This window comes from Streptomyces avermitilis MA-4680 = NBRC 14893 (assembly GCF_000009765.2).
GTDB lineage: Bacteria > Actinomycetota > Actinomycetes > Streptomycetales > Streptomycetaceae > Streptomyces > Streptomyces avermitilis.
Genome location: NC_003155.5, coordinates 1092852 through 1105378, shown reverse-complemented (window position 1 = coordinate 1105378; position 12527 = coordinate 1092852). Strand labels below are relative to the sequence as shown.

Below are 12527 nucleotides of genomic sequence, written 5' to 3'. Positions count from 1 at the left end.
CTGGCGGGTATGGATATACGCCGGAGGAACAACGTCGTCGTCACCGGCCGCCCGGACGGGCCGGTGGTGCTGCTCGCGCACGGGTTCGGCTGTGACCAGAACATGTGGCGGCTGGTTGTTCCCGCGCTGGCCGACGACTTCCGGGTGGTGCTGTTCGACTACGTGGGGTCGGGCCGCTCGGATCTGTCGGCGTGGAGCGAGCAGCGTTACTCCTCACTGGAGGGCTACGCCCTGGATGTGCTGGAGGTCTGCGAGGAGCTGGACCTGCGGGATGTGGCCTTCGTGGGGCATTCGGTCAGCGCGATGGTCGGGGTGCTCGCGGCGCAGAAGGCGCCGGAGCGGTTCTCCCGCCTGGTCATGGTCGCTCCCTCCCCGCGGTACATCGACGAGGACGGGTACCGGGGCGGGTTCAGCGCCGAGGACATCGACGAGCTGCTGACGTCCCTGGATTCGAACTATCTGGGCTGGTCGGCGACGATGGCCCCGGTGATCATGGACAATCCCGACCGGCCGGAGCTGGGGGAGGAGCTGACCGCCTCGTTCTGCGCGACCGATCCGGACATCGCGCGGGCCTTCGCACGCACCACGTTCCTGTCCGACAGCCGCCAGGACCTGAAGTCGGTGGCGGTGCCGACGCTGGTGCTGGAGTGTGCACAGGACGTCATCGCGCCGCGCGAGGTGGGCGCCTACGTCCATGCCGCGATCCCCGGCAGCCGCCTGGTGACGTTGGACGCGACAGGGCACTGCCCGCAGCTGAGCGCACCCGACGCCACGGCACAGGCCATCACCGCCTTCCTCGGCGCAACACGGTGATGTGCCGCGACCGGGACGTAGAGCAGGACGCCGACGCCACCGACACGGTGTTCACGTCGCTGCTGGAGGACAGTGCCGAGGAACTGTACGAGCAGGCGCCGTGCGGTTACCTGTCCACGCTGATGGACGGCACCATCGCGAAGATCAACACCACGCTGCTGGACTGGCTGGGCCTGTCGCGCCGGGACGTGGTGGGCCGGATGCGGTTCACCGACCTGCTCACCGTGGGCGGCAAGCTCTACCACGAGACGCACTTCGCGCCGCTGCTGCAAATGAAGGGCGAGGTCAACGGCATCGCCCTGGACCTCAAAGCGGCCGACGGGCAGCGGCTGCCGGTGCTGGTGACCTCGAAGGTCAAGACCAGCCACGACGGTGAGCCGATGCTGGTACGCAGCACCGTCTTCGACGCCCGCGACCGCCGCGCGTACGAGACCGAACTGCTGCGCGCCCGCAGGCAGGCCGAGGCCGACCGCGAGCGCCTCCAGGAAGCACTCGCCGTCCTCCAGCAGAGCCTGCTGCCCTCCACCCTGCCGACGGTTCCCGGCCTGGAAGTGGCCTCGCACTACCACACCGCCTCCCCGGACCTGATCGGCGGCGACTTCTACGACCTGTTCCCGCTGGACGGCACCAGGTGGGCATTCTTCCTCGGCGACGTGTGCGGCAAAGGCCCCAAAGCCGCCGCCGTCACCTCGCTGACCCGCTACACCCTGCGCGCCGCCGCCTTGCACGAGCCCGACCCCGTCAACGTACTGGCCACGCTCAACACGGTCCTGCACGAGCGGTACACCGGCAGCGAGCCCCGCTACTGCACCGCCGTATTCGGCTTCCTGGAACCCCAGAGCGACGGCTGCGCCGTCCACCTGGCCTCCGGCGGCCACCCCCCGGCACTGGTCCAGCGCGCCGACGCCTACGCCGACTACCTCCCCACCCCCGGTGGGATGCTCATCGGTGTCCTGCCCCGGGCGCAGTTCACAGCCGCCCGCACGGTGCTGCTGCCCGGGGACACGCTGCTGCTCTACACCGACGGCCTGACCGAGGCCAGGATCGGGCCGCGGCGTGAGCTGTACGGCGACGACGCCCTGCGCGCCTTCACCGCCGCCCGGACGCCTGCGGGCCCACAGGCCCTGATCACCGCCCTGACCGGCCTGCTCGCCGGCTTCGGTGAGGGCCTCGACGACGACACCGCCCTGCTGGCCTTCGGCGTGCCCGCTTCCCTGCCCGACCAGCCCCTGCGAGTAGATGACTGACATGAGCCCGCTGACGATCACCACCCGAGACGCCCCTACCGGTCCCGTACTGGAGATCACCGGCGACCTCGACCACGAGACATCCCCGGAACTGCGTCACGCGATCGACCGCCTGACCCTGGCCCGCGGCCAGCTGCTGGTCCTGGACCTGGCAGGTCTGCGGTTCTGCGACTCCAGCGGCATCACGCTGCTGTTGGCAGCGCGCAACCTGGCCATCGAGGCAGGCGTCGACACAGTCCTGGCCGCGGTCCCGGCCAACACCGCCCGGGTCCTGGGCATCGTGGGCCTCGACCAGGTCTTCGCGTTCTACCCGGACACCCGAGCGGCCACCGCCGCACACCCGCCCACCGCAGTGATCGCCGACACCACACCGCGCGGCACCGGATCCCGCGCGGACCAAGTGGAGTCGTGACCGCCCGGCGGCACGCGGCGTTCTGGACTACCGTCCCGCGCAACGCTCGCTGACCGGTCTGCGCACGGGCACCGACGCGGCCGGGCGTCCCCAGGCGCCGGCCGAGCTACGGCTGCCGACCCGCTGACCGGGAGCGTGTTGCACCCCGCCGTGCTGGACGGGACGCCGCAGGCCATCGTGGGCCTGCGGCGCTCGGCCGACGGCCTGGAGAGCGGGTCGTCGCGGGGTGGGAACCTCCGACCGGGCCTTTTGCCGTCGATCCACTCGCGCATCTCGGGCTCGGGGACGGGGTCCTTCGGCATCAGCGGCACCAACGCCCACGTGATCCGGGGCGCCGCCGGTCAGGGCGTATCCGCCGAAGCTCTCCGGAGCCACGTTGGCCTTCGCCTCCGGATGCAGCGTGCTCACCGGCGTCGAGGCCCTCGGCCAACGCCGTGCCTGCCTTCCGCGTCCCGCGCGTACGCCGGGCCCAGCACGCGGAGGTCGCCCTCGGTGCCGTACTCGGTGTGATGCTGATCGGCCTGTCGGTGCTGATCTCGCGCTTCCATCTCCAGCCCGTCGAGGGCGTCACGGTCCTCGCGCAGCTCGCGGACGCCTCGCTCGGCCACAACTGGGCGTTCTACGTCGTTCAGTTCGCGACGATGATCCTGCTGGCGCTGTCGGCCAACACCTCCTTCGGCGGTCTTCCGGTTCTGCTGAAGCTGCCGGCCCGCGACAACTACCTGCCGCACGTCTTCGCGCTGAAAGCCGACCGCCAGGTCCACCGGCACGGCGTGCTCACACTGGCCGGGGTCGTCGCCGCGCTGCTCGTCTTCTCCGGCGGCGACACCAACACCCTCGTGCCGCTCTTCGCCATCGGTGTCTTCATCGGCTTCACGATCGCCCAGGTCGGCATGGTCCGGCACTGGCGCGCGGAATGAGGGGATGGGATCCCGACGGAATCCAGACGGGCCCCGCAGATGGATCAGCCCGCCGTAAGAGATCCGTCAAAGGCGTACGCACCCCCGTATGAGAGCCGTCAACGGCGATCGAATCCGGCCAGAGAGGCGGTTTCCTCTAATCGTCCGTTCAATCCGAACCTCATCTAGGAGCTCGCGATGGCCGACCTGGCCTTCGTTGTCACCACGATCGCGGTGTTCGCGCTGGTGGCCCTCGTCGCCAAGGGGGTGACGAAGCTGTGACCGCCGAAAACGTCGTCGGCCTGATCGTGGCCGTCACCCTGCTGGGCTATCTCGTTCTCGCCCTGATCTTCCCGGAGAGGTTCTGAGAAGCGATATGAGTCCCGTCCTCGCCGGCGTGCTCCAGCTGGTCGCTCTCATAGCGGCACTGGCACTCGCCTACCGTCCCCTCGGCGACTACATGGCCAAGGTCTACTCCTCCGACAAGCACCTGCGCGTCGAGAAGTGGATCTACAAGGGCATCGGCGCCGACCCGGACACGCAGATGCGCTGGCCCGCGTACCTGCGCGGCGTCCTCGCCTTCTCCGCCGTCAGCGTGCTCTTCCTGTACGTGCTTCAGCGTGTCCAGGGTTCGCTGCCCGGCTCGCTCGGGTTCCGGTCCATCGACCCGGACCAGGCGTTCAACACCGCCGCGTCCTTCGTGACGAACACCAACTGGCAGTCGTACTACGGCGAGCAGGCCATGGGCCATGTCGTGCAGACCGGCGGCCTGGCGGTGCAGAACTTCGTCTCCGCCTCGGTCGGCATCGCGGTGGCCGTCGCGCTGGTGCGCGGCTTTTCCCGCTCCCGCACCGGTGAGCTCGGCAACTTCTGGTCCGACCTGGTGCGCGGCACCGTCCGCGTCCTGCTGCCCGTCTCGGTGATCGCCGCGATCGTCCTGGTCGCGTGCGGCGCGATCCAGAACTTCTCCGGGATCCACTCCGTCGGCCAGTTCATGGGCGGCTCGCAGCAGTGGAACGGCGGCGCGGTCGCGTCGCAGGAGGCCATCAAGGAGGCCGGCACGAACGGCGGCGGTTACTTCAACGCCAACAGCGCGCACCCCTTCGAGAACCCGGGCCCGTTCTCGAACCTCTTCGAGATCTTCCTGATCCTGCTGATCCCGTTCGCGCTGACGCGGACCTTCGGCCGGATGGTCGGCTCGCTGCGCCAGGGCTACGCGATCCTCGCCACGATGGTCACCATCTGGATCGGCTTCACGGCGCTGATGATGTGGACCGAGTTCGCCCATCACGGCCCGGCGTTCCAGATCGCCGGCGGTGCGATGGAGGGCAAGGAGACCCGCTTCGGCGTCGGCGGCTCGTCGATCTTCGCGGTGGCGACCACGCTGACCTCGACCGGTGCGGTGGATTCCTTCCACTCCTCGTTCACCGGCCTGGGCGGCGGCATCACCCTGCTGAGCATGCAGCTCGGCGAGATCGCACCCGGGGGTACCGGCTCCGGCCTCTACGGCATCCTGATCATGGCCGTCATCGCGGTGTTCATCGCGGGGCTCATGGTGGGCCGTACGCCTGAATACCTGGGCAAGAAGATCGGCACCCGTGAGATCAAGTTCGCGGCCTGCTACATCCTGATCACCCCGGCGCTGGCGCTGGTCTTCACGGCCGCGGCGATGGCGCTGCCCACCCCGGGCCACTCGATGACGAACTCGGGCGCGCACGGCTTCTCCGAGATCCTGTACGCCTACACGTCGGGCGCCAACAACAACGGCTCGGCGTTCGCGGGTCTGAACGCGGACACGCAGTGGTTCAACACCACCATCGGCATCGTGATGCTGCTCGGCCGCTTCGTGCCGATGGTGTTCGTGCTGGCCCTGGCCGGTTCGCTCGCCGAGCAGAAGCCCATCCCGGCGACCGTGGGCACCCTGCGTACCGAAAAGCCGCTGTTCACGGGCCTGCTGGTGGGCGCCATCCTGATCATCACCGGGCTGACCTACTTCCCGGCCCTGGCGCTGGGCCCGTTGGCCGAGGGGCTGGCGTCATGACCACTCGCACAGAGAAGACCCGTGCAGAGAAGACCCGTACAGAAGAGACCCGTACGGAGAAGACCCGTACAGAAAACGACGAGGACTCGATGTCCACAGCCACTCCGACCCGGGCACCGCACAGCGATGTGCCGACCGGCCACAAGGACGAAGGACGTGTCGGCGCGGGGCTCTTCGACCCCAAGCAACTGCTCAAGTCGCTGCCGGACGCCTTCCGCAAGCTCGACCCGCGGGTGATGGTCAAGTCACCCGTGATGTTCGTGGTGTTGGTCGGTTCGGTCCTGACGACGGTGTTCTCCTTCAAGGACCCGGGCGACTGGTTCGGCTGGGCGATCAGCGCCTGGCTGTGGCTGACCGTGATCTTCGCCAACCTGGCGGAGGCGGTCGCCGAGGGCCGAGGCAAGGCGCAGGCGGACACCCTGCGCAGGGCGAAGACGGACACCGTGGCGCGCAGGGCCGACGGGACCGTGGTCCCCGGCACCGAGCTGCGCGTCGGTGACCTGGTCGTGTGCGAGGCGGGCGACATCATCCCCGGCGACGGTGACGTCGTCGAGGGCGTGGCGTCCGTGGACGAGTCGGCGATCACCGGCGAGTCGGCCCCGGTGATCCGCGAGTCCGGCGGCGACCGCTCGGCCGTCACCGGCGGTACGAAGGTCCTCTCCGACCGCATCGTCATCAAGATCACGACAAAGCCCGGCGAGACATTCATCGACCGGATGATCGCCCTGGTCGAGGGCGCCGCACGGCAGAAGACGCCCAACGAGATCGCTCTGAACATCCTTCTCGCGTCCCTCACGATCGTCTTCCTGCTCGCGGTGGCCACGCTGCCCCCGTTCGCCGACTACGCGGGTACGCACCTCACGATGGTCGTGCTGGTGGCCCTGCTGGTCTGCCTGATCCCGACGACGATCGGCGCCCTGCTCTCCGCGATCGGTATCGCGGGCATGGACCGGCTGGTGCAGCGCAACGTCCTGGCCATGTCCGGCAGGGCGGTCGAGGCGGCGGGCGACGTGTCGACCCTGCTCCTCGACAAGACCGGAACCATCACCCTCGGCAACCGCCAGGCCTCCGAGTTCGTACCGGTGACCGGCACCACCGAGGCCGAGGTCGCGGACGCCGCCCAGCTCTCCTCGCTGGCCGACGAGACGCCCGAGGGCCGCTCCATCGTCGTACTGGCGAAGGAGACGTACGGGCTGCGCGAGCGCCACCAGGGCGAGCTCTCCGGCGCCGAGTGGATCGCCTTCACCGCCCAGACCCGGATGTCGGGTGTGGACATCGACGGGCGCAAGATCCGCAAGGGCGCGGCCGGGTCGGTCATCGCCTGGGTGCGGGAACAGGGCGGGGAGGTGTCCGAGGACGCCGACACGCTGGCCAACCGGATCTCCGAGGCGGGCGGTACGCCGCTGCTCGTGGCCGTCGAGGACGCCGACGGTGCGCGGATCCTCGGCGTCATCCACCTCAAGGACGTGGTCAAGGAGGGCATGCGCGAGCGGTTCGACGAGCTGCGCCGCATGGGCATCAAGACCGTCATGATCACGGGTGACAACCCGCTGACGGCCAAGGCGATCGCTGAGGAGGCCGGCGTCGACGACTTCCTCGCGGAGGCGACTCCCGAGGACAAGATGGCGCTCATCAAACGGGAGCAGTCGGGCGGCAAGCTCGTCGCGATGACCGGCGACGGCACGAACGACGCGCCGGCGCTGGCCCAGGCCGACGTGGGTGTGGCCATGAACACCGGTACCTCGGCCGCCAAGGAGGCCGGGAACATGGTGGACCTGGACTCCAACCCCACCAAGCTCATCGAGATCGTGGAGATCGGCAAGCAGTTGCTGATCACCCGTGGCGCGCTGACGACGTTCTCGATCGCCAATGACGTGGCGAAGTACTTCGCGATCATCCCGGCGCTATTCGCGGTGGTCTATCCGGGCCTGGACAAGCTGAACATCATGCAGCTGTCCTCGCCGGACTCCGCGATCCTGTCCGCGGTCATCTTCAACGCGCTGATCATCATCGCACTGGTGCCGCTCGCGCTGCGGGGTGTGCGGTACCGGCCGGTGAGCGCGGACAGGATGCTCCGCCGCAACCTCGGGATCTACGGTCTCGGCGGCCTCGTCGCGCCCTTCATCGGCATCAAGATCATCGACCTGCTCATCTCCCTCATCCCCGGGCTGTAATTTTTTGAAAGCGTGCTGATCACAATGAACAACTCGGTTACGAACACGGCCCGGTTGCTCTGGGCCGGCCTGCGATCCCTCCTGGTGCTCACCGTGGTGACAGGCGTCCTCTATCCGCTCGCCGTCACCGGTGTCGCCCAGGGCCTGTTCTCGGACCAGGCGAACGGCTCGGAGATCAAGGCGGACGGCAAGGTCGTCGGCTCCTCGCTGATCGGCCAGGCGTACAACTTGCCGCTGAAGAAGGGCCAGGAGACCCCGGAGCCCGACCTGAAGTGGTTCCAGGGGCGTCCGGCGAACGGGCTGGGCACCAACAGCGTCAACACCCAGTACTCGCTGATCCTGTCCGGTGCGACCAACCGTTCCGGTGACAACGCCGATCTGATCAAGTGGGTCAAGGACGCCAAGGCCGCGGTCGTCAAGGACAACTCGACCGCCGACCACAAGGTCAAGCCGTCCGACGTCCCCGCCGACGCGGTGACGTCGTCCGGCTCCGGCCTGGACCCGGACATCTCCCCCGAGTACGCGGACCTTCAGGTGCACCGGATCGCGGAGCAGAACCACCTGGCCGTCGCCCCGGTGCAGAAACTGGTCGACGAGCACACCGACGGCCGTACCCTCGGCTTCATCGGTGAGCCCCGCGTCAACGTCCTCGAACTCAACATCGCGCTCAAGGAACTCGTGGCGACGAGCTGACGGCCTTACGCGCTCCACGCGGGAGTTGACGCATCGGGAGACATCCCGATGCGTCAACTCCCGCCGCCATGACGCCGGTTCCGGCAGTGACGCCGGTTCCGGCAGGCTCCAGCCCTCCGCGCAACAGGAAGGGAGCACACCGATGACCCGGGTCCTGGTGGTGGAGGACGGTCCACAGTTCGTCCGGGCCCTCGTGATCAACCTGCGGGCCCGCCGGTACGGAGCGGACGCGGCCCCCGACGGCGCCACCGCGCTCCGCCGTGCCGCCGCGCGCCGGCCCGAAGTGGTCGTCCTCGACCTGGGCTGCCCGACATGGACGGCACGGACGTCATCAAGGCCCTGCGCGGCTGGACCCGTGTCCGCCGGCCCTGCGCCGGAGGATGGCGCACGCCAACATCTGCAACTCCGAGAAGGCCGACGCGGCCCACGTGCTCCTCCGGCTGCTCGGCGTTGACCGGTGTGGAGGCCATCGCCAACGGCGTGCCCGCCTTCCGAGAGCCGCGCGTGAAACGGGCGCGGCGAACTGAGCCGATGCCGGGTGCGCTGCTCGGGCTGGTGCCGATCGGGTCGGCCGTGCTGATCAGCTGTGACCGTGTGGCCCCGCGCGGCGCGTGACCGTGGATCGTTCGGGCTGCCGGCGGCATGCGTGGAGCGGCCTCCGACGAGGGGGAGCTTCGGCGGAGGCCGGGTGGTGGGGGCCGGGCGGTGGGAGCTCGGTGCTACAGGCCGACGTCCCGACGGCTCATGTCGTCCAGCGATTCACGCCGTACGAGAACGCGCGCGATGCCGTCGGACACCGCGACGACCGGAGGCCGGCCGACCAGGTTGTAACCGGAGGTCATGGACAGGTGGTAGGCCCCGGCCGCGGGCACCGCGAGCAGGTCCCCGGGGCGTACGTCGCCCGGGAGCGCCACCCCGTCGGCGAGGACGTCGCCCGCCTCGCAGTGCCGGCCCACGACAGTGACGAAACGGGACGGGGCGGAGGAGGGGCGGCCGATGAGCCGGGGCGCGTACCGCACTCCGTACAGCGCGGGCCTCGGGTTGTCGCTCATGCCGCCGTCGACGGCGACGAAGGTGTGCTCGCCGGTGCGCTTGACCGCGAGGACACGGTAGACGGCGACGCCCGCGGGGCCGACGACCGCCCGGCCGGGTTCGATGGTGAGCCGCGGCACGGGAAGTCGGGCCCGTGCGCAGCCGTCCTCCAGCTCGGCGCGGACCCGGCCGGCCAGCACGCCCACGTTCATGGTCTCGTCGCCGGGCCGGTAGGCGATGGCGTGCCCGCCGCCGATGTTCAGCTGCGGCAGGATGACCCCGTGCTGGTCCCTTACCCGGGCCATCAGTCCGACCATGCGCCGCACGGCGGCGACGTACGGCTTCACGGCGGCGATCTGCGAGCCGATGTGGCAGTGCAGGCCGACGAGTTCGAGGTGCGGCTGGTCCAGTATCCGGGTGATGGCGTGCTGCGCGGATCCGTCCGTGAGGGACAGGCCGAAGTTCTGGTCGTCGGTGCCGGTGCGTATCTTGGTGTGTCCGCCGGCCGCGATGCCGGGCACCACCCGCACCATGACCTTCTGGCGGGTGTCGCAGGGTGTGATCGCGGCAAGGCGCGCGATCTCCGAGGCGCTGTCCACGACGATGCGTCCGACACCGAGCCGCAGGGCGGTGCGCAGGTCCTCGGGGCTCTTGGCATTGCCGTGCATCACGATCTTCTCCGGCGGGAAGCCGGTGGTGACGGCGAGCGCCAGCTCCCCGGCGGAGCAGACGTCCAGGCCGAGGCCCTCCTCCTGCACCCAGTGCGCCATCGCACGGCACAGGAACGCCTTGGCCGCGTAGACGACGTCGGCTTCGGGGAACGCCGTGCGGTACGTACGGCAGCGTTCCCGTACCTCCTGCTCGTCGAGCACGTACACGGGGGTGCCGAAGCGGTCGGCCGCCTCGGTGAGGGAGACACCGCCGACACAGACGTCGCCGTCGGCTTCGGGGCGTGCGGAGCGGGGCCAGACGGACAGGCCGTCGGTGTCGCCGAGGAGCCGGGACAGGGTCTGGGGATCCGAGGGCGGCAAGGCCGGGACCGACGGCGGAAGCGCGGACGGAAGGGACGACGGAACAGAAACTGACATGGCGTCTCCTCAGCCGATCAGCAGGTTCAGGCACGCGACGACGGCAGCGGCACCAGTCACCCGCAGGGCACCGACGCGCCGGGGATGCAGGCGTCGCCAGGAATTCTCGTGCTCACGGATTGTGGCCGCGGTGCGGTCGGCCGCGGGGGCGGAGAAGGGCGGGTCGACGGTGAGGGCCGTGACACCCAGGGGTGCGGCGAGTGCGCGCAGCGCGGGCTCGGAAAGCCTGATGCAGGCCTGGTCCGTGCCCAGCGTGGCGGTGAGCTTCGCCGCCGAGGTGAAACCGACGGCCGTACGGCCGCCCAGGGGGGTGCGGAAGAACCGGGCCGTACAGCCCGCGGGCCCCGACCGGACAGGGACGTGGAGAAGTCCGGCCGGGAAGCGTTCAGAGGGCTCGGGGTCCTCGGAATACTCGACTGGAGACATCGTGCTGCTCCTCGAAGAAGGCTGTGTGCGCCGCTCGGTCGGACTGACCGGGGCGCTCCAGTGAAGCTATGCCCGCCGGTCCGGGGACGGGCCCCTTCACTGACGGATGTTTGACGCGAAGCGCCGGACCCGTAACGCGACCCTGACACGGCACGGAGTTGGCTGTGTGTTCGACCGCACGACATCGTCAAGAGGACCCTTGAGGCGCCGCGGCCCGACACCGTGCCCGGCGCGGTTCTGGGACACCACCGGTCCGGCACGCCCGGTCAGGGCCTGCCGTCCGTCAATTCCCGGGCATCGAGCGGCAGTCGAAGGCTGATGCGGCGGTGCACGGAGGCGAGCTCGCCCTGTAGGGGTGAGGGCGGTACGGCCAGGACCGGACAGGCGGCGTGGGCGACGCAGTACCGGGCGACCGACGGGAACAGAGCACGGTGCATCCTCCCGCGGTACCCCGCGCCGACCACGAGGAGGTCGTCGGCCCGGTCCGCGGTCTCCACCAGTGCGCGCCCTGGAGTGCCCCGTGCGACCAGGCCCTGGAACGGAACCCCAGGCCCCGCGTCGCCGAAGGCCGTGCGGAGAGCGGCGAGCAGTCGCTCGCCCGCCTCCTGCCGAAAGTCGGTCGCCGGCGACGCGAGCAGCGATCGCCGGTGGGCGAGATCACCGCCAGGCGGTTCCCAGGCCAGTACGGCCAGCAGCTCGGCGCGGCTACGACGGGCCTCGTGGGCGGCCCGGTGCAAGGCCGCCAGGCTGCCCAGCGAACCACTTACTCCGGCAACGATGCGCCGCCCCTCGACATCGCCCATCGCTCGATCACCCCTCGGTGCGCAACCACACGGATATCCGAGTCCCATCGAAGTGCCCGGGGCGGCAGCGGACCGCGCTGTTGGCGGCTACCTGATGTCCGGGGCACGATTCATGACGCTCTTCTGACGATGGGCACGGCGATGAGGGCGGCGATGGCGCTGACGCGTCCCGACCTGTGAGCCGGGCGGCCGGTGGGTATGTCTGGTCGCCGCCCACCACGGTGACTTTGACCTAGCTCGACTCAAGAGTGGCCTTGATGGCCGGCGCGAGGCCGTCTTCGATCTCGTCCCGTGTGAGTGCGGTCACCGCAGGAAGGCGCAGCAGGTAGCGGGTCAGCCCGAGGCCGAGGAGCTGGGAGGAGATCAGGCCGGCCCGGCGTGCGGCGAGCTCGGGGCCCAGGGCGGAGGCCAGTGACGGGGCGATCTGGGTCGCGAAGATCTCGTGCATCCGGGCCGCGGCATGTTCATTGGTGACCGCCGAGCGCAGCAGGACCAGCAGCGCGTCGTCGGCCGGGTCGCCCTCCCAGCGGTCGAGGAAGTGCCGCACCAGCGCCCGTGCCAGCTCGTCCGGCGCGACGGCGGTGAGGTCCGGCAGTCGCAGGTCGATGGCCAGCGCCATGTCGAAGAGCTGTGCCTTGTTGCCGAAGTAGCGCATGACCATCGAGGGGTCGATGTCGGCGTCGGCGGCTACGGCGCGGATGGTGGTGCGTTCGTAGCCCTGGGCGGCGAATCGCTCACGTGCGGCGCGCAGGATCGCGGCCCTGGTCCGGTCGGAACGCTTGTCTGTGCTGGTGATCTCAGTACCCGACGTCATGCCAACAATCGTAGGCCAACAGCGGTTGACTTTCCAATGTCGAGCCGGGCACTCTGTCAACGAACGTAGGCCAACGCTTGTTGGC

General features: G+C 69.6%; 11 protein-coding genes and 3 pseudogenes. 10 read left to right on the top strand and 4 right to left on the bottom strand.

The window, feature by feature from the left end:
• The first annotated feature begins 9 nt into the window (after window positions 1–9).
• The 10 genes and pseudogenes from SAVERM_RS05100 to SAVERM_RS45840 all read left to right on the top strand — a co-directional run.
• Complete coding sequence (locus tag SAVERM_RS05100; RefSeq protein WP_010982361.1) at window positions 10–813, top strand: alpha/beta fold hydrolase; 804 nt, start codon at window positions 10–12, stop codon at window positions 811–813.
• Window positions 813–2060, top strand: a complete 1248-nt coding sequence (locus SAVERM_RS05095; protein ID WP_010982360.1) for a PP2C family protein-serine/threonine phosphatase — start codon at window positions 813–815, stop codon at window positions 2058–2060. The genes SAVERM_RS05100 and SAVERM_RS05095 overlap by 1 nt, the downstream gene beginning before the upstream one ends.
• A 1-nt stretch (window position 2061) precedes the next feature.
• Window positions 2062–2472 carry an STAS domain-containing protein gene (locus SAVERM_RS05090; protein ID WP_078936722.1) on the top strand — a complete coding sequence of 137 codons (411 nt, stop codon included), beginning with the start codon at window positions 2062–2064 and terminating at the stop codon, window positions 2470–2472.
• Window positions 2473–2851: 379 nt separating this feature from the next.
• Window positions 2852–3389: pseudogene (locus SAVERM_RS05085) on the top strand (amino acid permease); the annotation flags it as partial.
• A 260-nt stretch (window positions 3390–3649) separates the two neighbouring features.
• Window positions 3650–3739, top strand: coding sequence for a K(+)-transporting ATPase subunit F (gene kdpF, locus SAVERM_RS05080; RefSeq protein WP_037651592.1), 90 nt, complete (start codon window positions 3650–3652; stop codon window positions 3737–3739).
• 8 nt (window positions 3740–3747) lie between these two features.
• Window positions 3748–5412 (top strand): potassium-transporting ATPase subunit KdpA, encoded by a 1665-nt coding sequence (kdpA, locus tag SAVERM_RS05075; protein WP_010982357.1) that lies wholly within the window; start codon window positions 3748–3750, stop codon window positions 5410–5412.
• A gap of 89 nt (window positions 5413–5501) precedes the next feature.
• Entirely contained in the window at window positions 5502–7586 is a 2085-nt protein-coding gene (gene kdpB, locus SAVERM_RS05070; protein WP_010982356.1) for a potassium-transporting ATPase subunit KdpB, read from the top strand.
• Window positions 7587–7610: 24 nt separating this feature from the next.
• Window positions 7611–8279: a potassium-transporting ATPase subunit C gene (locus tag SAVERM_RS05065; RefSeq protein WP_010982355.1), complete on the top strand. Its 669-nt coding sequence runs from the start codon at window positions 7611–7613 to the stop codon at window positions 8277–8279.
• A 142-nt stretch (window positions 8280–8421) separates the two neighbouring features.
• Window positions 8422–8639, top strand: a pseudogene (locus SAVERM_RS44480) (response regulator); the annotation flags it as partial.
• Between the two features lie 72 nt (window positions 8640–8711).
• Window positions 8712–8885, top strand: a pseudogene (locus SAVERM_RS45840) (amino acid permease); the annotation flags it as partial.
• A gap of 113 nt (window positions 8886–8998) precedes the next feature.
• Here the strand turns inward: SAVERM_RS45840 and lysA are convergent.
• The 4 genes from lysA to SAVERM_RS05045 form a co-directional block, all read right to left on the bottom strand.
• Window positions 8999–10399 carry a diaminopimelate decarboxylase gene (gene lysA / locus SAVERM_RS05060; protein WP_010982354.1) on the bottom strand — a complete coding sequence of 467 codons (1401 nt, stop codon included), beginning with the start codon at window positions 10397–10399 and terminating at the stop codon, window positions 8999–9001.
• A 9-nt stretch (window positions 10400–10408) separates the two neighbouring features.
• Window positions 10409–10825, bottom strand: coding sequence for an SAV_915 family protein (locus SAVERM_RS05055; RefSeq protein WP_010982353.1), 417 nt, complete (start codon window positions 10823–10825; stop codon window positions 10409–10411).
• 266 nt (window positions 10826–11091) lie between these two features.
• Window positions 11092–11628 carry a universal stress protein gene (locus SAVERM_RS05050; RefSeq protein WP_037651590.1) on the bottom strand — a complete coding sequence of 179 codons (537 nt, stop codon included), beginning with the start codon at window positions 11626–11628 and terminating at the stop codon, window positions 11092–11094.
• Between the two features lie 232 nt (window positions 11629–11860).
• Window positions 11861–12442, bottom strand: coding sequence for a TetR/AcrR family transcriptional regulator (locus SAVERM_RS05045; RefSeq protein ID WP_010982351.1), 582 nt, complete (start codon window positions 12440–12442; stop codon window positions 11861–11863).
• Window positions 12443–12527 lie beyond the last annotated feature (85 nt).